Source organism: Streptococcus sp. 2018WUSS126 (assembly GCF_044427425.1).
In the GTDB taxonomy this organism is placed as follows: Bacteria; Bacillota; Bacilli; order Lactobacillales; family Streptococcaceae; genus Streptococcus; species Streptococcus hashimotonensis.
This window is the reverse complement of sequence record NZ_JAOTGB010000009.1, coordinates 64,728-85,461: the sequence shown is the minus strand read 5'-3', so window position 1 is coordinate 85,461 and position 20,734 is coordinate 64,728. Positions and strand designations below refer to the sequence as shown.

Below are 20,734 nucleotides of genomic sequence, written 5' to 3'. Positions count from 1 at the left end.
AAGATCCATTTTCAGATGGCAGTTTTAGAACGAGATAAAAGCCCGTTGTTACGGGCATTAGTCAAGTAATTATAGCACTAACCTGAACGAAGTTCAGCGAACGTCTTTAGACGTCGCTGGAGAGAAACGGCTTATAGCCGGTGTACAAGCCACCCGTTTTCACGGGTGGTTATGACTATCCTTCGTATCCATTTGGATTTTTCGATTGCCAGTTCCACGTATCGCGACACATGTCTTCAATTGTTTTTTCTGTTTTCCAGTTGAGTTCAGCCAGAGCTTTGTCTGCATTCGCATAAAAGGACGGAAGGTCTCCTGCTCGATTTGGTGCAAAGCGATACGGAACATCTACACCTGTTACTTGAATGAAAGTATTTACCAATTCTAAGACACTTGTTCCTTGACCAGAACCTAGGTTATAAGTATAAACCTGATTAGCTTCATCTAATTTTTCTAATGCTCGTACGTGTCCTTTGGCCAAATCAACAACATGGATATAGTCTCGTACACAAGTCCCATCTGGCGTATCGTATGCATTACCAAAAATATTGAGAAATTCACGTTTACCAACTGCTACCTGAGCTACAAATGGCATTAAATTATTTGGAATGCCTGACGGATCTTCCCCAATCAAGCCTGACTCATGAGCTCCAATTGGATTGAAATAGCGCAACAACGAAATAGACCATTCTGAATCAGAAACATAAATGTCGCGAAGAATCTGTTCACACATGACTTTCGTTTGACCATACGGGCTTGTTGGAACTCCTACTGGCATGTCCTCTTGATAAGGAGAGGGATTAAAACTGCCATAAACAGTCGCACTAGATGAAAAGACGATTTTCTTCACATCAAACTCAGCCATCACTTCAACCAATGAGAGAATGGACATAATATTATTTTCGTAATAAGCACCAGGTTTTTGAACTGATTCTCCTACTGCCTTAAATGCAGCAAAATGGATCGCTGACTCGATATTTTCTTTCTCGAACACCTGACGCAATCCCCGTTTATCTGCTACGTCTAGCTGATAGAAGGTCGGTCTCTTTCCTGTAATTTCTTCAATACGATCCAATACCTGGATGCTTGCATTAGATAAATCGTCAACAATTACTACTTCTTTACCTAAATTTAACAATTCGACAACCGTATGACTACCAATATAACCTGCACCGCCAGTAACTAAGATACTCATCTCTTTACTCCTTTTCACCTGGACAAAAATTCTATATCCCTATTATATGTTACCTGTTGTAAAAAGTAAACAAAAAACAGCCTTTCGGCCGTTTTCAAATTCAATTAGAATTTTTTACGCTTGCGAGCTGCTTCTGATTTACGTTTACGTTTTACAGATGGTTTTTCGTAGAATTCGCGTTTGCGTGTTTCTTGAAGAGTACCAGCTTTAGTAACCGCACGTTTGAAACGACGAAGAGCATCATCAAGTGATTCGTTCTTGCGTACTACTGTTTTTGACATTTTTTTCACTCCCCTCAATTTCAAAGTCTTTATCATTTTACTATGATTCAACTCATTTGTCAATATTTTTTAATTCTAAAATATGAATTTTACGCTCTTATCCTATCCTGTTTTTTTTTTCTGTCCACGCCAGTATTGTCCCAAAGAAGAATTCGTAAAGGACAAAAAATAATACAAAGCAATGCAAGAAAAACTCTTGTGGCAAAATATATATGACAGGATCCTTTGCAGGGTCAAATAGCCATGTAGAATCCCCTGGAAATAGCACCGTATGAAATAATACAAAAAATTGATCAAAGCCAACAAGAACACCTAATAAACCGATTATCATTGGCGTAAGCATGGTCCAGAAAATGACCTTTTTAACCAAGTCTCCATAACCTTTTAGCAGAATGTTTTTTACAAAAAGCACAAAGGCAGGGAGGGTGAGGATAAAAATCCCCTGAGTTAAATGGAATAAATGTTTCACATCTGCAAAATGTTTCAGACCATCAGCTGAGGATGAAAAATTTGGCATGTCTAAAACACTTGCAAATGGATTGGTCAGATAGTTCATCAAGATATTGAAATTATAGGAAATATCTGCCGCTTTCATGTAGACCACTTTTTCCAACCCCAAAAAAGAAATCTCAAGCGGATAAACTAGCCAAGCTAGGTAGATGGTTCCTAGAACTGCTGCCGACAAGACAAATAAAATCGTTCCGATAATCTGTAACTTAGTTCTCATCAAAACTCCATTCATCTAGGCTGTTGAGGACATGGGTTGGAGCCAGGGGTAAGTCTGCTACTTCTTCTGGCTTGGTAAATCCAGTCAGGACTAAAAGAGTTGGAAATCCATTGTCAATCCCTGCACGAATATCCGTCAGGTAGTTATCTCCCACCATAACCGTTTGGCTGCGCTCTGTGCCTAAAATCTCCAGAGCCTTGTCCATGATAATGGCTTCAGGCTTACCGATGAAGGTCGGCTCTACTCGGGTAGCAGCTTTCAAAAGCGCAATAAGTGAGCCTGCTCCTGGCAAATGGCCTCTTTCAGTCGGAATGTTCAAATCAGGATTGGTACCGATGAAGGTCGCTCCCTTTTGAATAGCCAAGGTGGCAATGGTCAGTTTTTCATAGGTCAACTGAGTATCCAAACCGACAACAACATAGGCTGGATTTTCCGTATCTTCCACATAACCTGCCTCAAAAATGGCAGACTTGAGCCCGTCTTCTCCAATGACATAGACTGTCTTTTCCTTGCCCAAATCATTCATATAATCTACTGTCGCCAGACTAGCTGTATAGATTGTTTCAAGCGGTGTCTCAATGTTAAAGTTTTCAGCCAACATAGCCTGCACCATCTCAGGGCGGCGGGTGGTATTGTTGGTCACGAATAAATAGGGAATCTGACGTTCTTGCAAGCGATGAATAAAACGTTCACCAGCAGGAATCCGCTTTTTCCCTTCATAAATCGTACCATCCAAATCAATCAAATAACCTGTATATGTCATTTTTCCTCCTTAATCAAATCGTGTTTCCCAATGCTCAGACCGACTAGCTTCCAAGCAAAGTGCTAACTGCTCAGCTGTATTTTTCCCAAGGTAGAGCGGTGGTAAGTCATCTAGACTGAAGAAGCCACTGGCAACTGTTTCCGAATTAGGCTGAAACTCCCCGCCAAGGAGACGACATAGAATGAAGACCTTGGTCACGCGGTGGGCTGACTTGGCAGGATTGTTCTTGTGCTTGTCCAAAATCGCAACGACTCGCAGAGCCTCCACATCCAGCCCCGCTTCTTCCTTTACTTCCTTGACAACATTTTCCTTGACGGACTGGTCCACATCGCACCAACCACCTGGCAAGGACCAGAACCCATCGTTTTCCTGGACAAGTAGGATTTTATCCTCTTGAAAAATAGCTGCTCGGGTATCCAGCTTGGGTGTCTGATAGCCTGTTTCATTGCAAAACAAGTCTGTCACCACTTCCAAAGGCTGTCCAGATGGCTCTACCAACATTTCTGCCGCAATCTGCCTGATTTCTTCGAAACGCTCCATGTCATAAACATCTTTTCCATAGGCCAAGCCTGTCTGAGCCAAGGCTTGTAAACGCACGGCCCATTCCAACCACTTATCCTGCGACATGACCTTCCCTCCATTCTATGACAGCTTGAGCATGGATATGCCCATCCACCACAATCTCATGCTGGCTGACACCAGCTTCTGCCACCATGCGTGAACTCACCAAGCTAGTCGCCTCTACTTCCTTAAGATACTTGAGTTGGATTTTTTTAGGGATATGGCAGAGCAGAAAATCATAGCCCAGTACTTCATACATCCATTCCAGGTACTTGCCATTGTTGACATGACCATTCATATCCAAGTCAAAATAGCGAACAGGAAATTCTTGAACAGATGGATTTTCCAAGAGCTGATACTTGGGAGCCCGGGGTAATTTCTTGACCTGCTCAGATTGATAAGGGGCAATCAAGGCTTCTGGCACAGGCGCCACCTTGCGAGTCTCAAAATCAATCAGGACAAAGTAGCAGAGAATGTCTAACAAAAGATTGCCCGCCTCATCGTAAATATAGAACATCCGATGACAGAAAAACTTGTTGTAGGCAACCGCTTCTGTTTTTATCGTGATGGTTTCATTGTACTTAGGCAGTGCTTGAATAGTTAGCTCGTAATCTGTCACCACCCAAATCAAGCCAAATTCCTGAAAAACATAGAGGTCACTGCGACCCAGTTCTTCCGACTGCCGACCTGACACACCAAGACAGTAGGAAATAAAGTCAGGCAGTTTGATTTCTTGTTTAACATCCACCATATCAAAGGGAATGGTGAACTCTTCTTGATATGTTAGCCCCATAATGTTGATCTTTCTAGTCTTAAAGTATAGTCTTTCAGTTTGCGTCAACAGCTGCAGATAGCTTCAATAGTCCAGTGGACTATTGAGGGTTGGAAATCGTACTTACGATAGTAAGTAACATTCGTAGAGTACGGCAAAGCGAGTTCAAATACTCCAGTGGAGTGTTTGAAGTTGGAAATAAGGAAACGAAGTTTCCTCGCTCGTCGAAGTAATAAAACAAACTGAGTGACTATATGAAACGTTCGGCAACTGTATCGCCAAGAAACAATCCCTTTTTCGTCATCCGAAGCCAACGGTCTTCTTCTTGCAAGAGACCTTCATTTTTCAAGTCTCTGACCACCTGACCGTAGCGGTCTTCAAAGGAAATGCCAAACTTTTCCTCGAATCGCTCAATGGACACGCCAGTTTTTTTCCGTAGGCCCAGAAACATCTCTTCTTCCATCTGCTCGGTCTGGCTGAGGAATTCTTCGTGTAAGCGGGAATGGCCTTTTTCGCGGATGGATTTGAGGTAGTGCTGGATGGGGCCGCGGTTGCGATAGCGCATGCCGTCGATGTAGCCAGATGCTCCAGCTCCTAGACCATAGTACTCCGAGTTGTCCCAGTACATGAGGTTGTGGCGACTTTCAAATCCTGGCTTGGTGAAGTTGGAAATTTCGTAGTGCTCAAAGCCGTTTTTCTCCAGCTCTTGTAGAATGTAGTCGAACATATCCGACTCCACATCTTCGTTGGGCAGATGCAGGTTGCCACGGCGTTGGCGGTTCATGAAGACCGTGTGGTTCTCCAAAATCAAGCTATAGAGGCTCATGTGGGGAATGTCCAGCTCCAAGGCCTTGGCGACATTGTCCACCACCTGCTCCATGGTCTGACCAGGCAGGGCATAAATCAGGTCAATGGAAATGTTGTGAAAACCCGCTTCCTTGAGGGCTGCAATGGTTTCATAAATCTGGGCCTGGTTATGGCTGCGACCGATTTTTTTCAGCATACGGTCATCAAAGGTCTGAACACCCAACGACACCCGATTGCACTTGGATTTTTTCAGAACTGCTATCTTGTCTGCCGTCAAGTCACCTGGATTGGCCTCGATAGTGAACTCTTCCAGCTGTGACAAGTCCAGTAGCTGTTCCAGATTTGTCAGGAGATAATCTAGCTGGTCTGCCGAGAGAGCCGATGGTGTTCCGCCTCCGATATAAAGCGTGCGGAGGGCTGGCAGGTCGTAAAACTTGACCTCTTCCATGAGGGCTGCCAAATACTCGTCAACAGGCTGATTCTTAATAAAGACCTTGGAAAAATCACAGTAGTAACAAATCTGGGTGCAAAATGGAATGTGGATATAGGCAGATGTCGGTCGTTTTTTCATAAGAACTATTATAGCACATTGTCTATAAAAATATTTTTTACAGCCATCACTTCCCCCTCAAAACAATGATATAATATAGTAAACTTACAAAATCTACAAAAGGGATTAAGTCATGAACAAAGAACGATTCTATGATGTCATCAACGCTATCTTATCATTCTTATTCTGCCGCTGGCTTTTTATGACCTTTCTTTTTTACCAGTTCACGACCATTTTTATGACGGTTGATTTTTTACCTAGTCTTACAGCAATACTATTGATGACTGGGGTTTGCTTTACTCTCTTTCGACTGGTCTATCAGCCAGGCATTTCCCGACTGACTCTTTTGTTTTTCTATGGATGCTATGGCTTTCTACTGATCTACCTCCTCTTTTTCAAAAGCATGGACGTCCAAGGTGTCAACTGGAATCTCCTTAGCACTTTTTCTCAAGACCTATTTCTCAATCCTGCTATATTGGTCTTTAACCTCTTACTCTTTTTACCACTTGGATTGCTTTTTTCATTTTCTTGGAAAAAACTTTCTCTCTTTGTAGGGGCCATATTGCTAGTTGAAGCCTGTCAATTCTTCTTTTCACTGGGCTTCTTTGACCTTGGCGACATCTTGCTTAACACCTCTGGCTTCGCACTTGGAAACTTCTTGGGACAATCCGCAATCGCCCACTCTTTCAAAAATAGAATACAGAAAAAATGACCCCGAAAGGTCATTTTTATATACTACGCTTCCAAATGCCAGATGTCTTCGTTGTACTGTTGAATAGTACGGTCTGACGAGAAGAAACCTGCTTTAGCGATGTTGACGATGACTTTTTCCAACCAGCTGTCGCGATCTTCGTAGTCTGCTAACATCTGCTCTTTAGTCGAGATATAATCTTCCAAATCAAGCAAGGTCATGAAGTGGTCATTGTGCTTGAAGTTGTCCTGTAAACGCCAGAGACGCTCATCGATCCCACCAGCATGACGAATGGTATCCGATGTAATGAAGTCAATCAATGGACGAATGGCTTCACGTTCGTAGAAGGAATATGGATAGTAGGTCCCATTTGCATAGTGGTCAATAACAGTCTGGCTATCTTGACCAAAGATATAGATATTTTCATCACCAACCAACTCATGAATTTCCACATTGGCACCATCATCTGTACCGATGGTCAAGGCACCGTTGAGCATGAATTTCATGTTACCTGTACCAGAAGCTTCTTTGGATGCAAGGGAAATTTGCTCTGAAATATCTGCCGCTGGAATAATATAACTCGCCTCGGTTACGTTATAGTTTTCAATCATAACGAGTTGCAAGTGCGGTGCCACATCAGGATCATTTTTAATCACCTGTGACAATACCAAAATCAAATGAATGATGTCCTGTGCGGTTGTGTAGGCAGGTGCAGCCTTTCCTCCAAAGAATACCGTCAATGGGCGGGTAGGAATGTTGCCTGCTTTAATATCCAGATACTTATGGATAACATAGAGAACATTCATCTGCTGACGCTTGTACTCGTGCATGCGCTTGATTTGTACATCAAAGATGGATTCTGGATTAACATGAACACCTTGTGTCTTGGCAATATGACGCTGCAATTTGCGTTTATTATGCTGCTTTGTCTTTTCCAACCAAGATTTCAATTCCTTATCATTTTTGTAATCCAACAGCTTTTCGAGTTCACTTGCATCGTGATGGTAGCCATGTCCAAGTAGGCCGTCCAGGTAGCTTGCCAAACTTGGATTAGCATGCATGAGCCAACGACGGAAGGTAATCCCATTTGTCTTATTATTGAATTTTTCAGGATATAGCTCATAGAAAGCTTTCAACTCTGAAGTTTTCAAGATCTCTGTATGAAGTGCCGCCACCCCATTGATAGAATAACCATAATGAATATCCATGTGTGCCATGTGAACACGGCCATGTTCATCGATGATATTGACAGCAGGATCATCCTTCACTTCTTTGGCACGACGATCCAATTCTACGATGAACGGTACCAAGTGCGGAACCACATAGTTCAGAAAATCAAGCGGCCATTTTTCCAGCGCCTCTGACAAGATGGTATGGTTGGTATAAGCAGTCATTTTCTTAACAATTTCAACTGCCTCATCAAACGAAATACCACGAAGCTCCAAAAGGCGAATCAATTCTGGAATAACAAGTGATGGGTGAGTATCGTTGATTTGAACAACAGCATAATCAGGCAGGTCATGTAAGTTTGACCCCTTAGCAACCGCTTCGTCAATCAATAGTTGCGCAGCGTTAGAGACCATGAAATACTGCTGGAAGATGCGGAGAACTTTTCCTTCATCGGTCGAATCATCTGGATAGAGGAAGAGAGTCAAGTTTCGGAAAATATCTTCCTTATCAAATTCTATCCCATCATAAATAATATCGTCATCAACTGAACCAAGGTCAAACAAGCGAAGACGATTCTTGCGTTCCATTTTATAACCAGGTATATCGATGTCATACAACTTAGATGTTAAGGTAAAGTTAGCAAATGGCACCTGATAAGAAATCGGTGACTCCGTTAACCATGAACGTGGTGTAATCCACTCGTTTGGCACAGCAGACTGTTGATGGTATTCAAATAATTGTCTAAACAGCCCAAAGTGATAATTCAAACCAACCCCATCACCATTAAGACCTAGACTAGCAATTGAATCAAGGAAGCAGGCAGCCAAACGACCCAAACCACCATTTCCTAGTGATGGCTCCATCTCCACATCTTCAATAGCAATTAAGTCTTTACCTGCTGCTGCAAGCTGGCTCTTCACCTCATCATAAACACCCAAGTTGATCAAGTTATTAGATAAGAGCTTACCAATTAAGAACTCTGCTGAAATATAGTAGACCTTTTTCTTTTGGTCATTTGTATACTTAGCTTCACTCTGCTGTTTTGTAAAAGCAAGCAAGGCGTAATAGAGTTCTTGGTCTGTACAATCTTCAATGCGTTTGGCATACATAGACTGAACAAAATTTTGTAAATTAATCATAAGGCTTCTCCTGGATATATTAATGTAATCATTCAGAAAGGTTTCGCTCTACCTTTGTAAACGTTTTCTTAATTATACCCTATTTATAAAAAAAAGACAAGCCAACTTCCGTACAAATAGAAATTGGTTCGTCTTTTAAACGATTGCAGTTTACTACAATCAGAATTATTCTTAATTATTCTGCAATCAGAGTTTCCAAACCAACTTTCATCATATCCGTGAAAGTATTTTGACGCTCTTCTGCTGTGGTGTCTTCCTCTGGATTAACCAAGCTATCTGAAATCGTCATAATGGCAAGCGTTTGAACGCCAAACTTAGCACCTAGGTAATAAAGTGCAGCTGCTTCCATTTCTACAGCCTTGACACCTAGTTGACCTAATTCTAAGTTGCGACTAAACAATTTTGGAGAATAGAAACTATCTGATGATAAAACATTGCCAACATGCGTTGTCATGTTGAGTTCTTTGGCGATATGATAAGCCTTATCTAAAAGATCAAAATCAGCGATTTGTGGCAAATCGTACTCTGGCCAGTCAATATTGATCATACGAGAGTTGGTCGCAGCTGCCTGAGCCAAGACCAATTCACGGACATGGACATCCTCGTTCAAAGAACCTGCTGTTCCCACACGAATTAGTTTTTTCACACCATATTCATTAATCAATTCATGGGCATAGATAGATATGGATGGCATTCCCATACCTGTTCCCATGACAGAGACACGATGACCTTTGTAGGTACCTGTGTAGCCGAACATATTGCGAACTTCGTTGAAGCAAACTGCATCTTCAAGGAAGTTTTCAGCAATAAATTTAGCACGAAGCGGATCACCAGGAAGCAAAATCTTATCAGCAATTTCGCCTGGTTTTGCGGAAATATGGATAGACATGTAATGTACCTCTTTGTTCTATTTTCGAATGCTTACAACTCAGCCAAGATAGCTTTCACCAAGCCCTTGAAGTTGCCCTTGATTTGCTCGGTTACTTCTACAACTTCTTCGTGATTGAGTTCAGATTGGAAACCAGCCGCAAAGTTTGTGATAGCAGAAATACCCAAGACTTTCATACCTGAGTGAGCTGCCACGATAACTTCTGGTACTGTTGACATACCGACTGCGTGAGCACCCATAGTCTTGAAGGCCAAGATTTCAGCAGGTGTTTCATAGGTAGGACCTGTCACACCGAGATAGACACCATCGTCCAACTTGATACCCAATTTTTCCGCAATGGCATGGGCTTTTTCACGGTATTCTTTAGTGTAAGCATTTGACATATCTGGGAAACGTGGACCAAATTCTTCCAAGTTTTCGCCAATCAATGGATTTTGGCCAGTCATGTTGATGTGGTCTGTAATGGCCATAAGGGTACCTGGACCGTAGCCAATACCACCTGCAGCATTGGTTACAATCACGCCTTCACAACCAAGGGCTTTCATAACACGGACTGGGAAGGTCACAACTTCCATCGGATTTCCTTCGTAGAAATGGAAACGACCTTGAAGAGCTAAGACCTTACGTCCTGCCAAATCACCGTAAACCAACTTACCAGCGTGACCTACAACTGTTGACTTACCCCAGTTTGGAATATCTGCATAGTCGATGACAATGGCGTTTTCAACTTCTTGGGCCAATTCACCCAAGCCAGAACCCAAAATCAAACCGAATTCAGGTTTTACCAAACCTTTTTCTTCCAAGAACGTTTTTGTTTCATTGATTTTTGCAAGTAAACTCATATTTTCTCCTTTTATAAATAAGCTGACCAGTCATATTCTGGCATTTTTTCTTTAATGATTTCAAGCGGACGACAGAGGAAGGCTGTCTGTTCTCGCTCGATAATGGGACGGTTGAGAAGAGCAGGCTCTTCCACTAAACGCTCAAAGATTTCTTCTTCTGACAAACCTGCTCGCTCTTCTTCTGTCAACCGAATAACTGCTGAAGGCTGACTGCCCATTTTTTCCAAGAGAGCTGTCAATTCCTCTGCTGTCAGTGGATTTTCTAGATAATTAACCCACTTGACTTCCATATCCTGACTGGACAGCAATATTCTTAATTTTTTACACTTGCTACAGTCAGGATTGTAATAGACCGTTAGCTTCTCCATTAAACCAACTGTGACAAGAAGCTTTCGCCAATCATGGCTGTGCCCACTCCGAAGTTTTCCGCAACGGTTGCTGAAATGTCCGCAAAATGACCTACTGGCAAGACACCGCTACCTTTGAAAGCCTTGCTGTATGCCAAGAGTGGCACATATTCACGTGTGTGGTCTGTTCCAGCATAGGATGGATCATTGCCGTGGTCTGCAGTAATCAAGAGCAGATCATCTTCACGCATATTGTCAATAATCTCTGGAATACGTGCATCAAACTCTTGCAAACAATCGCGGTAGCCTTCGATATTGCGACGGTGACCATACACAGCATCAAAGTCAACTAAGTTTGTGAAGGAGAAACCTTCCTCGAAGTCTGATAACTTCAGAGTATCAATCAACACATCGACACCGTGCATGTTGGACTTGGTGTGACCCATATCATTTGTAATACCTGAACCATTGAAAATATCACTGATTTTACCAACTGAGTAAGTTGGTACACCCGCATCTGCCAGTTTGTTGAGTACTGTTGCTTCGAACGGTGATACTGCATAGTCGTGACGGTTGGCAGTTCGTGAGAAATTGCCTGGCTCACCAACGTATGGACGGGCGATGATACGGCCTAGAAGAGCTGGGCGTTCAAGGGTAATGGAACGAGCGTATTCACAGATACGATACAACTCATCAAGTGGAATAATATCTTCGTGGGCTGCAATCTGAAGCACAGGGTCTGCGGAGGTATAGACGATCAACTCCCCTGTTTCCATTTGGCGAGGGCCAAAGTCATCAATGACAGCTGTACCTGAATACGGCTTGTTTGCTTCGCGGATGATTTTACGACCTGAGAATTCTTCGATTTTTGTCAAAATCTCTTCAGGGAAACCATCCCAGAATGTATCAAATGGCTCAGTAATATTGAGACCCATAATTTCCCAGTGTCCAGTCATGGTATCCTTGCCGAGCGATACTTCTTCCAACTTGGTCACGTAACCAGTTGGATGGCTTTCAGCAGGAACTGTCGCAAGTGCTGTATCTCGAGGGATATTTCCAAGACCAATCTTGGTCATATTAGGTACCTCAAGCCCAGCTTTTTCAGAAATGTGACCGAGAGTATCAGATTCTGTATCTGCTACACCCGCATTGAAAAATTTATCTGAGTCTGGTGCTGCGCCGATTCCGACAGAGTCCATAACTACCAAGTGAACACGTTTAAATTTAGGCATAATTGTCTCCTTTATTTGATATAGTTAGATTCAACCAAAATCAGCGTCCAACCAAGTTGCTAGACTGGAAATTATCGTTACCACATCTAAACATTTTAATGGGGTGCAATACTTATACAGTCACAGCTCTCGGCATCAAACTTCCTAACCATCAAAACTAGATACTGTTACTCGCTTCACTGCCTGCTGTTCAGCTATCGCTTTTTCAGTACCTATCGTCTGACTGCTACGAGGTAAGGGGATAGATTTTTGAAGAGTCTAAACGTTCGTGTTTTCATTATACCATAAAAAAGCCTCTCATTGTACCAAAATGAGAAGCGTTTTCAATTTATTTCTTTTCGATGATGTTCGGTCCTTCTGGTGTACCAATAATTACCTTGGAAACCAATCCAATAAAGAGACCGTGTTCTACAATACCGACGGTCCGATCCAATTCTTCCGCCAATGCATATGTGTCTTCTATTCTGCGCAAATCAAGGTCAATGATAAAGTTCTGCATATCCGTGATATGTTTTTCTCCATTACGCATACGAAAACTTGGACGATACCCTTTTTTCTCAAATAGTCGGAAAAGATTTTCCGCACCGTACTGTACAACTTCCACCGGCAACTTGAAGGCTCCTAGGGTTTGAACCACCTTAGACTCATCCACAATCCAGATGCAGTCCTTACTGTTGACCGCGACCACTTTCTCCATGAGAAGCGCTGCACCACCGCCTTTAATCCCATTGAAGTCTCCATCAACCTCATCTGCTCCATCAACCGTCAAGTCCACATATTCGACTTCGTCGATATTTTTTAGGGGAATCCCAAGGGACGCAGCATGTTCTGCCGTAGCATGAGAGGTCGTTACGCCTGTGATCTGTAGCCCTTCTTCTGCAACCCGGCGACCAATCTCCTGCACGAAATAGTATGCCGTCGAACCAGTTCCAAGCCCAACAATCATCCCATCCGTCACAAATTCTGCCGCCTTAATCCCAACCTGCTCTTTTAGGTTTGTCATCTTTGTCTCCTTTGAAGTAAAACGATTATATATAGTATAGCATGGAGAGGGAGATGGGACAAGGGCGAGTTAGAAATCTTGGAGGAAAATGGAGGGGAATTAATTTCGACAGTATTTTCTAGGCTATCGTAAAAACTAGAAAAAATTAAAACAGTGATATAAAGTAGAATTTAATCAGGAAGACCTATCAAATTAAGCTCTTTATCAATTTCATCCCCACTTATTTCTTTCGATCTCTTTAGTGATTTTTTTGATAATTAAAGTTACAATATTCACTACTACTGTTAGAAATAGAAGTATTAAAAAATAACAGTTTTGACATCCAATTACTCCCCTCCTTTATAAACTTACTGCTTATTGTACTATTCGAAACAGCACAGCTCTAAAACAGAGCGTGGACGATGGGAAATTAAGACGCGGTTTTGAAACCATTCGAAACAGCACAGCTCTAAAACGGCACATTCTTTACTGTCAAAGTCAGAAATGTTTTGAAACCATTCGAAACTGCTATGAAAGTCACGATTATTGATATTATGTTTTGAAACCATTCGAAACAGCACAGCTCTAAAACGCTTGCTACCAATGCAATTTCTATAAGTCAGTTTTGAAACCATTCGAAACAGCACAGCTCTAAAACTCTATTTCATTAGAAAATAAATTTATATTAGTTTTGAAACCATTCGAAACAGCACAGCTCTAAAACAATACAGCGCAAGCGATCTTATCACGATTTGTTTTGAAACCATTCGAAACAGCACAGCTCTAAAACACGCACAGCCGTAGACAACGCAGAACGCAAGGTTTTGAAACCATTCGAAACAGCACAGCTCTAAAACAGTTTGGCTCAGATTGTCCTCGACAGTCTTGTTTTGAAACCATTCGAAACAGCACAGCTCTAAAACAGACATTCTCAAAGTAAACCGTCACAACGCGTTTTGAAACCATTCGAAACAGCACAGCTCTAAAACAGGAGGAGCTTGAAATCGGTATACGGGCGAGTTTTGAAACCATTCGAAACAGCACAGCTCTAAAACCGTATCAGTTCTGTAAATTTTTTGTGCAAAGTTTTGAAACCATTCGAAACAGCACAGCTCTAAAACTCGCTTGTATGATAACACGTTAGGAAAGTCGTTTTGAAACCATTCGAAACAGCACAGCTCTAAAACCTCGTAGACTATTTTTTGTCACAAAATCTCGTAATCGCGCCATTCGTCTCAGCCAGACTTCAGTTTCGAATAATTTCTAATATTTGTACTGTATGTATTTATTTTACCATATTTTCCGATAGTAAGAAATAGTCTTTATCCAAAACATACTGAGGGAAATCTTTTCTTTTTCTCGGTTCTAGAAAAAGAACATCCATATTGGAAAGTTCAATATACTCCCTAGTTTTCTGAATTTCATCCACTGTCAAATAAGATAACACATTGATAAAGACAAGAAATCTCTTCTTATTCAAAAATTGATAAACTTGTAAAATCTCGAAAATTTTATCAAAAATCGTATCACTGATAGTTTCAATTTTGACCCCTAACGCCTTTATCAACTCCAAAACCGTAATCTCATCATACTCCAAATCAAGCTCATTCTCTAAACATTCATAAGAGATTAGTTCAGTAATAGAATTTGCTAATTTTTCAATAATTGATTTCACTTCTGGTTTTTCATTTAATTGATTTTCTAAATCAGCATGGATGAGCTTCAGTATTGGTGCAGCATTAATGTCATATCCTAAAATATCTGTAACCACCATCAGCTCGGAATCTTTTATGGACCTAAATTGTTCGTCGAAAATTTTTAATTCTGATCCATCTTGATATTGATATAAATTCCTAACCAGTCGAGAAAATACTGTCGTATCCTCTACAACAAAAATAGTTGCTTTCTCGACCGTCAGAGCTTCGTCTAGTAACGGAAAGTTCAATTTCATATCAAATCTCCTCTCCTAAAAAGACTATTCGAGAGTCCGTATTTCCTATACAGTCATCTCGCTGACCATGGAGATAAATCATACGAGCAAATTGTTTTTCTGTAACTGTCAGAAGTGTGATATTACCTTTCTTGGGATTATTTGCCTTTAGTCGCTCCAACATAGCATTACTGGCTGAATTGTTCAGGAGTAACTTGCTATAGACTGAAAATTGATGCATAATAAACCCTTCGTTGATTAAAAATTTACGGAATTTACGATATGCCTTTCTTTCATCAACTGTTTCTGTAGGCATATCAAACATCAATAGCATTCTCATATACCGGTAACTCATATCCTAAATTCAGGAACTCCTTTCCCTTTATTATTGAGCGCCTTAATCACTTTCTTCGTATAATCGCTAACAATATTAGTCAAGTACATTTCCTTATTGTTGTATTGAAATGTATCTGAGAAAATTGTAAACAATTCACGCTTAATTTTAACAAAACTATGATTTCGATTTTCGTAAACAATCTGATCTATGATAGGCCGAAAAGGTTCCATGATGTCGCTAGCAAGGTTGAATTGATTGAATTGGTTAGCGTGTTTTAAACCAAACTGTGTCATGCAGCCAGAAAGAACAACCTCACGCGCAAACATACTAAGTAACAGGGTATAACCATAATCTAGACTTGCGTTGATGTCATTATCAAGTTCTCGATTAAAATCATTTCCAAACAAAGTATTAAAGTAAATCCTCGCAGAATGTCCTTCACGATTACTAGGGTCAAAGAGCTCCAAGCTATGGTACAAATTCATGACGGATTGAGATTTTTCAATGAAACCACACGCACTGAGATAGATACTTTGGTTTAGTATTTTCTGGGAAATGATATGTGTCCAAACTTCAGCTTTGACTGCTTCTTCCCAGTCAATTTGCTTCGAAAGTTGCAAACTGGAATCATGCCGAGCATAATAAGGCATCAAGTGTGCTGTTGGTAGTCGCTTATCATCACAAAAAATAACCAGAATATTTTCATCTACTAATCGCTTGATCAACATCGTAGACAGCACAATATCAGTTGTTTCCAGCAATAAGATGTCAACCTCGGACAGATGAATCATTTCTGTCCGAGTAGCATCTTTAAAAATTAAATGATTATTTTTATATGATAGTTTGGAGTGTGTATTTACAATAACAGTCCGCCAGCCCATTAGTCTCCTCCTAATTTGCTCAAATCAATACGTGTTTCGTAGAGACCAGTCACAGACTGATGAATGAGGGTAGCTTCTAAAATCTCAGCGATTGAAGTATAACGTTTACGATCAATAACGGAACCTAAAAATTTGAATGCAGCTGGAGCCCCAATAGCCGTAAAGGTTAGCAGATTTACAAATGAACTCGTCAAATCACTAATATCATCTCCATCATTTTTATCATACAATTCTTCTATTTTACTCAGACGATCTTGAGCCAAAATGTATCTAGTAGAGAAATCTGATATATGTCTCAAAAGTTCTTTAAACTCATGTTTATTTTTATTAACATAGTTTAAGTGAATGGGCTCAGTGATTTTGTGAATATTATTTGAATGATATAGCAGCGTCACCAAGTGAGGTGGTAAAACCATTTCATTTCCCTTCTGCAACTCCTTCGCACTAGCTAGAAGTCTTCGCCGTCCATTTTCTAATTCAAATAGACTGTATTTAGGTAGTTTTATAATATTCCTTTCTTGAATATTCTTATAACCCTTATGTTCAAGAAACTCAATAGGATTTTTTTCAAATGCCATTCTCTCCATAATGGTGATACCAATGAGTTCTTTGACCTTCTTTAGTTTCTTGGCCTTCCCTTTTTCAATATCTGCAATTAGTAAAATTGAATAAGCAATTGTCGGGCTATCAAATCCACCATATTTTTTTGTATCAAGATAGAATTTTTCGGTTTTTCGAGGAATGAGTTTGTCCGAATTACCATGTGGTAAAATGGATTCCTTAGAAAATCCGCCAGTCTGCATTTCTACTTTTTTCACAACATTCACTTGTGGATAAGATAAGACTTTTCTAACCGTTCTAAAGTCCGACTTTTTGTCCCAAACAATTTCCCCGGTTTCCTTGTTTACCTCAATAATAGGTCTAATTTTTACCGTCCCTGTTTTAGAAGACTTCACAACTCGCTTGAAAAAGTTCATAATGTTAGAATAGAATAACACTTTCTCTGTTGCAGACTTACGAGATTTATAGCTATTGTATTTTGGATAGTCTCCATAAACAAATTCTGGCGCTAACTGAGGGTACTTTTTCAATAAAGCTGTTGCTACCACTGCATTCAGATAGGCATCATGAGCATGATGGTAATTGTTGATTTCACGTACCTTGTACAGCTGATAGTCTTTTCTAAATTGAGATACTAAGCTTGATTTCAAGGTAATAATATTGACTTTCGGATCACGAATTCTATTTCCAGCGTCATCCAACTTCGTATTAAAGCGCGTATCCAAAATTCTAGCCACATGCTTTGTGATTTGTCTAGTTTCCACTAATTGTCTCTGGATAAACCTTGCCTTATCCTCATTGGTCAACCCACCTCGCTCCGCCTTGGTCAGGTTATCAAATTTACGTTGTGAAATAAGTTGAGAATCTAATAACTGTTTCCAGAAGTTTTTCTTTTTATGAACAATTTCGAGGCTTGGCACATCATCAGACTTACCTCGGTTTTTAGCAGATTTAGTCAATACCTTATTATCTAATGAGTCATCTTTAATAAATGCTTGTGGGATGATATGATCAATATCATATTGACTGAGCTGATCAATATCTAACTCTTCATCAGTATACATATCCTTTCCATTTTGAAGATAATAGAGAAAAAGTCGATCATTCTGCAACGCTTGATTATTTGTTGGATATTCTTTAAGAATTTTTGAATTCAAGTTGCGGTCTAAATTCTTAATCGCATTCTCTATTTTCTTATAGCGCTGTTGCGAATTACGGCGACCTTGATTCGTAAACTGATTTTCACGCGCCATTTCAACAACGATATGCTCAGGATTATATCCCATAACCTCTATCAATTCATCCACAATTTTTAAACTTTGTAGGATTCCTTTTTTTATGGCTGGGCTTCCGGCAAGATTTTGCACCTCTGCGCGATAATCTTCTGCTTCTCCAGAACCTTGTGCTAGTCTGATTTCATCTACAAATGATAGAGTATCATCATTTATCAGTTGCATAAAATTACGATTACTGGTTCCATCATCTATTAGATAGTCCAAAATTGTTTTTCTAGTTACCTTATCTCGTATGACGTTAATTAACTTAGCAGACAACCGACCCCAACCAGTATAATGGCGACGTTCCAGTTTTTTGCGTTGTTCTTCTGTCAATACATCCTTATGCTTCTCTAGTCGTTTTCTAATCATTTCTCTATCTTCAAATAGAGTTAAGGTCAGCACAACATTTTCCAAAATATCTTCATTTTCTGGATTATCAAGTAAATCTTTAGATACTATTTTTTTCAAGTCATGGTAAGTACCGAGTGAGGCATTAAAACTCTTATTGTCCTTATCCAAACCCATCAAGTCTACGATGCGGAATTCATCAAATTCCTTACCAAGGAAATCCATTAATTTTTCCTTTGTAACTTTTCGATAAACCTTAAATACGCCATCAAAAATTTCTTGCTTCATATTGGCATCAAAGAAGAATGACTTACCTTGTTCTGTTACATACCTTACCTTGGTCAGTTCGTTATATACAGCAAACTTTTCATATAATAAACTGTGTTTTGGAAGAACCTTTTGATCCGGCAAGTATTGATCATAGTTTGTCATACGAGTTATGAAGTTTTCGGCGGATGTTTCCTTATCAACCATTTCATCAAAATTCCAAGGCCTAATCTTTTCGTCTGATTTACGATTTAACCAAGCAAATTCACTATTTCCTCGTGCCAGCGGACCAACATAATAAGGAATACGGAAAGTTAGTATTTTTTCAATCTTATCCTGATTCTCTACTAAAAACGGATAAAACTCGGCCTGTCTACGAATGATAGCATGCATTTCTTGGAGATGAATTTGGTGAGGAATAGAGCCATTATCAAAGGTACGTTGTTTTCTAAGGAAATCTTCTCTGTCAATTTTATCAATAAAATAATTACTTCCCTCAATCTTCTCTATTGCTTTTTTTATGAATCTATAAAAATTCTCCTGCGTCGTTTTCCCCTCAATATAACCTGCATAACCATCTTTTAGCTTATCATTGAAAACTTCTTTATAGGAATCGGACAAATTCTGATGAATAAAGTTCTTTAGTAAAGCTAAAACCTTTTGATGCTCCTCATATCTATTAACCATTGAACTAGAAAGCGGAGCTTTTGTTGTAGAATCAGTTGATGACAAAATACCTGCCAACAATATCCCATCGTACAAGGATTTTGTCGCGATAAACAGGTCAGCATAATCATCCCCGATTTTACCTAATATCTCCTCCAAATCTTCTTCGTACGTTTCTTTAGAAAATTGGATTTTTGCATCTTCAGACAGCTCGAAATTTGTTTTAAAATTAGGCTGTAGCCCTAGGGCAAGTGCAAGAAAATTACCAAACAGCCCATTTTTCTTTTCATTTGGAAAATAATGAAGAATATTTTCTAAACGTCTAGACTTACTGACTTTTTCAACTAAAATATCTGTAACATTTGGTAGATTCTCTGATAAATAGCTACCTTCAACAGTTTTGTCGAACATCTCAACGAAGTCATTAAATAAATGTTGAACATCTTTATTTTCAGATTTTAAATCCCCTTCAAATAAAAAGTGCCCTCTATACTTAATAATGTGAGCCAAAGCAAGATAAATCAATCGAATATCAGCTTTTTGAGAAGAATCTGCTAATTGTTTTCTTAAATGATAAATAGTTGGAAACTGTTTGTGGTACTCTTTTTCTTCCTGCAAGGTCCCGAAAATAGGGTGCTTGCTTCCTTGCTTATCCTCAACAATAAGAAAAGAATCATCAAGGCGTCGGAAAAAACTGTCATCAATCTTATTGATTTCTTCTGCAAATATTTCTTGCAAGTATAAGATACGATTTCTGCGGCGTGTGTAACGTCTACGAGCTGTTCGCTTTAGTCTGCGACTTTCTGCTGTATTGCCTTCGTCAAACAGCAAGGTACCAAGTAAGTTTTTCTTAATATACGCCTTGTCGGTATCCCCTAATACCTTCATTTTTTTTGAAGGTACTTTGTAGTTCTCTGTATACATAACACAGTGCCCAACGCTGTTAGTACCTATATCTATTCCTATAGCGTAACTTTTCTTCATCATAGTTTTACTCCTTATAATTTGATTATTATATTTTGGTGCTTTTGTGAAATTTATGAGATTAATAACCCTCTCAAAAACAACCTCCTTAAACATAAATCAATTATATATCTTTCAATGGGTTATTTCAAGAAATTAGCTATTTTTAGAACAAAAATTTTATCATTCTTGAAAGATTTGTTATACTTATGGAGATTTATGTTTAGTTTTAGCGCTATGTTAGTTTAGAGTATAACAATTTTTTTATAAAAACTCTTGCAAATATCTGTAAGATGCTATATAATGATTTTGTTGAAACCATTCGAAACAACACAGCGAGTTAAAATAAGGCTTTGTCCGTACTCAATTTTGCGCACCGATTCGGTGCTTTTTTGTTTCTATTGTTATTATATCAAATTTTAAATCGTTTTCAATACATATCTTTGTATCATCATCTCTAAAATGTGCTTTTTTTATCATTCCATGTTAAACTTATAAGTAAGATTTAAGAACCTGTATTCACAGTTCAGCACTTCCATCTAAGACTAGTTTTCAGCTA

Annotated in this window: 18 protein-coding genes and 1 CRISPR repeat array; of the genes, 1 reads left to right on the top strand and 17 read right to left on the bottom strand. The window is 39.6% G+C overall.

Annotated features, from left to right (window positions below):
- Positions 1-175: 175 nt before the first annotated feature.
- From galE to hemW, 7 genes are all read right to left on the bottom strand, one after another.
- Entirely contained in the window at positions 176-1,192 is a 1,017-nt protein-coding gene (gene galE / locus ODU34_RS04880; protein WP_105139648.1) for a UDP-glucose 4-epimerase GalE, read from the bottom strand.
- A gap of 104 nt (positions 1,193-1,296) precedes the next feature.
- A complete protein-coding gene (rpsU, locus tag ODU34_RS04875; protein ID WP_000048054.1) occupies positions 1,297-1,473 on the bottom strand; it encodes a 30S ribosomal protein S21 in 177 nt (58 codons plus the stop codon).
- Positions 1,474-1,570: 97 nt separating this feature from the next.
- The gene (locus tag ODU34_RS04870; RefSeq protein WP_398578388.1) at positions 1,571-2,200 is read right to left on the bottom strand and encodes a TIGR01906 family membrane protein; all 630 of its coding nucleotides are present in this window, start codon (positions 2,198-2,200) and stop codon (positions 1,571-1,573) included.
- Complete coding sequence (locus tag ODU34_RS04865) at positions 2,190-2,963, bottom strand: TIGR01457 family HAD-type hydrolase (RefSeq protein ID WP_015647053.1); 774 nt, start codon at positions 2,961-2,963, stop codon at positions 2,190-2,192. Before ODU34_RS04865 ends, ODU34_RS04870 begins: the two co-directional genes overlap by 11 nt.
- A 9-nt stretch (positions 2,964-2,972) precedes the next feature.
- Positions 2,973-3,590, bottom strand: a complete 618-nt coding sequence (locus tag ODU34_RS04860; protein WP_105179269.1) for an NUDIX hydrolase — start codon at positions 3,588-3,590, stop codon at positions 2,973-2,975.
- Positions 3,577-4,317 carry an acyl-ACP thioesterase domain-containing protein gene (locus tag ODU34_RS04855; RefSeq protein ID WP_105179270.1) on the bottom strand — a complete coding sequence of 247 codons (741 nt, stop codon included), beginning with the start codon at positions 4,315-4,317 and terminating at the stop codon, positions 3,577-3,579. Before ODU34_RS04855 ends, ODU34_RS04860 begins: the two co-directional genes overlap by 14 nt.
- A gap of 229 nt (positions 4,318-4,546) precedes the next feature.
- On the bottom strand, positions 4,547-5,674 hold the full coding sequence (hemW, locus tag ODU34_RS04850) for a radical SAM family heme chaperone HemW (protein ID WP_044760917.1): 1,128 nt from the start codon (positions 5,672-5,674) through the stop codon (positions 4,547-4,549).
- Between the two features lie 112 nt (positions 5,675-5,786).
- Here hemW and ODU34_RS04845 point away from each other — a divergent pair, with 112 nt between their 5' ends.
- Positions 5,787-6,365 carry a VanZ family protein gene (locus ODU34_RS04845; RefSeq protein ID WP_105179271.1) on the top strand — a complete coding sequence of 193 codons (579 nt, stop codon included), beginning with the start codon at positions 5,787-5,789 and terminating at the stop codon, positions 6,363-6,365.
- A gap of 23 nt (positions 6,366-6,388) precedes the next feature.
- Here ODU34_RS04845 and glgP read toward each other — a convergent pair whose 3' ends face one another.
- The 10 genes from glgP to cas9 form a co-directional block, all read right to left on the bottom strand.
- The gene (gene glgP / locus ODU34_RS04840) at positions 6,389-8,653 is read right to left on the bottom strand and encodes a glycogen/starch/alpha-glucan family phosphorylase (protein ID WP_105179272.1); all 2,265 of its coding nucleotides are present in this window, start codon (positions 8,651-8,653) and stop codon (positions 6,389-6,391) included.
- A gap of 175 nt (positions 8,654-8,828) precedes the next feature.
- Positions 8,829-9,542 carry a purine-nucleoside phosphorylase gene (gene deoD, locus ODU34_RS04835; protein ID WP_014638302.1) on the bottom strand — a complete coding sequence of 238 codons (714 nt, stop codon included), beginning with the start codon at positions 9,540-9,542 and terminating at the stop codon, positions 8,829-8,831.
- Positions 9,543-9,574: 32 nt separating this feature from the next.
- Complete coding sequence (locus ODU34_RS04830; RefSeq protein WP_014638303.1) at positions 9,575-10,384, bottom strand: purine-nucleoside phosphorylase; 810 nt, start codon at positions 10,382-10,384, stop codon at positions 9,575-9,577.
- 11 nt (positions 10,385-10,395) lie between these two features.
- Positions 10,396-10,752, bottom strand: a complete 357-nt coding sequence (locus tag ODU34_RS04825) for an arsenate reductase family protein (protein ID WP_105141707.1) — start codon at positions 10,750-10,752, stop codon at positions 10,396-10,398.
- Positions 10,752-11,963, bottom strand: a complete 1,212-nt coding sequence (locus ODU34_RS04820; protein WP_105179273.1) for a phosphopentomutase — start codon at positions 11,961-11,963, stop codon at positions 10,752-10,754. The genes ODU34_RS04825 and ODU34_RS04820 overlap by 1 nt, the downstream gene beginning before the upstream one ends.
- 328 nt (positions 11,964-12,291) lie before the next feature.
- Entirely contained in the window at positions 12,292-12,966 is a 675-nt protein-coding gene (gene rpiA, locus ODU34_RS04815) for a ribose-5-phosphate isomerase RpiA (RefSeq protein ID WP_205015111.1), read from the bottom strand.
- 535 nt (positions 12,967-13,501) lie between these two features.
- Positions 13,502-14,132: a CRISPR direct-repeat array (repeat unit 36 nt; unit sequence GTTTTGAAACCATTCGAAACAGCACAGCTCTAAAAC).
- Between the two features lie 98 nt (positions 14,133-14,230).
- Positions 14,231-14,896, bottom strand: a complete 666-nt coding sequence (gene csn2 / locus ODU34_RS04810) for a type II-A CRISPR-associated protein Csn2 (protein WP_105179275.1) — start codon at positions 14,894-14,896, stop codon at positions 14,231-14,233.
- A gap of 1 nt (position 14,897) precedes the next feature.
- Complete coding sequence (gene cas2 / locus ODU34_RS04805) at positions 14,898-15,230, bottom strand: CRISPR-associated endonuclease Cas2 (RefSeq protein WP_024381495.1); 333 nt, start codon at positions 15,228-15,230, stop codon at positions 14,898-14,900.
- Positions 15,227-16,093, bottom strand: coding sequence for a type II CRISPR-associated endonuclease Cas1 (cas1, locus tag ODU34_RS04800; protein ID WP_105179276.1), 867 nt, complete (start codon positions 16,091-16,093; stop codon positions 15,227-15,229). Before cas1 ends, cas2 begins: the two co-directional genes overlap by 4 nt.
- Positions 16,093-20,196 (bottom strand): type II CRISPR RNA-guided endonuclease Cas9, encoded by a 4,104-nt coding sequence (gene cas9 / locus ODU34_RS04795; RefSeq protein ID WP_105179431.1) that lies wholly within the window; start codon positions 20,194-20,196, stop codon positions 16,093-16,095. Before cas9 ends, cas1 begins: the two co-directional genes overlap by 1 nt.
- Positions 20,197-20,734: the final 538 nt, after the last annotated feature.

Bases quoted from the DNA above. Each gene is read 5' to 3' on its own strand.
- galE (WP_105139648.1), bottom strand. From the start codon at position 1,192: ATGAGTATCTTAGTTACTGGCGGTGCAGGTTATATTGGTAGTCATACG.
- rpsU (WP_000048054.1), bottom strand. From the start codon at position 1,473: ATGTCAAAAACAGTAGTACGCAAGAACGAATCACTTGATGATGCTCTT.
- ODU34_RS04870 (WP_398578388.1), bottom strand. From the start codon at position 2,200: ATGAGAACTAAGTTACAGATTATCGGAACGATTTTATTTGTCTTGTCG.
- ODU34_RS04865 (WP_015647053.1), bottom strand. From the start codon at position 2,963: ATGACATATACAGGTTATTTGATTGATTTGGATGGTACGATTTATGAA.
- ODU34_RS04860 (WP_105179269.1), bottom strand. From the start codon at position 3,590: ATGTCGCAGGATAAGTGGTTGGAATGGGCCGTGCGTTTACAAGCCTTG.
- ODU34_RS04855 (WP_105179270.1), bottom strand. From the start codon at position 4,317: ATGGGGCTAACATATCAAGAAGAGTTCACCATTCCCTTTGATATGGTG.
- hemW (WP_044760917.1), bottom strand. From the start codon at position 5,674: ATGAAAAAACGACCGACATCTGCCTATATCCACATTCCATTTTGCACC.
- ODU34_RS04845 (WP_105179271.1), top strand. From the start codon at position 5,787: ATGAACAAAGAACGATTCTATGATGTCATCAACGCTATCTTATCATTC.
- glgP (WP_105179272.1), bottom strand. From the start codon at position 8,653: ATGATTAATTTACAAAATTTTGTTCAGTCTATGTATGCCAAACGCATT.
- deoD (WP_014638302.1), bottom strand. From the start codon at position 9,542: ATGTCTATCCATATTTCCGCAAAACCAGGCGAAATTGCTGATAAGATT.
- ODU34_RS04830 (WP_014638303.1), bottom strand. From the start codon at position 10,384: ATGAGTTTACTTGCAAAAATCAATGAAACAAAAACGTTCTTGGAAGAA.
- ODU34_RS04825 (WP_105141707.1), bottom strand. From the start codon at position 10,752: ATGGAGAAGCTAACGGTCTATTACAATCCTGACTGTAGCAAGTGTAAA.
- ODU34_RS04820 (WP_105179273.1), bottom strand. From the start codon at position 11,963: ATGCCTAAATTTAAACGTGTTCACTTGGTAGTTATGGACTCTGTCGGA.
- rpiA (WP_205015111.1), bottom strand. From the start codon at position 12,966: ATGACAAACCTAAAAGAGCAGGTTGGGATTAAGGCGGCAGAATTTGTG.
- csn2 (WP_105179275.1), bottom strand. From the start codon at position 14,896: ATGAAATTGAACTTTCCGTTACTAGACGAAGCTCTGACGGTCGAGAAA.
- cas2 (WP_024381495.1), bottom strand. From the start codon at position 15,230: ATGAGTTACCGGTATATGAGAATGCTATTGATGTTTGATATGCCTACA.
- cas1 (WP_105179276.1), bottom strand. From the start codon at position 16,093: ATGGGCTGGCGGACTGTTATTGTAAATACACACTCCAAACTATCATAT.
- cas9 (WP_105179431.1), bottom strand. From the start codon at position 20,196: ATGAAGAAAAGTTACGCTATAGGAATAGATATAGGTACTAACAGCGTT.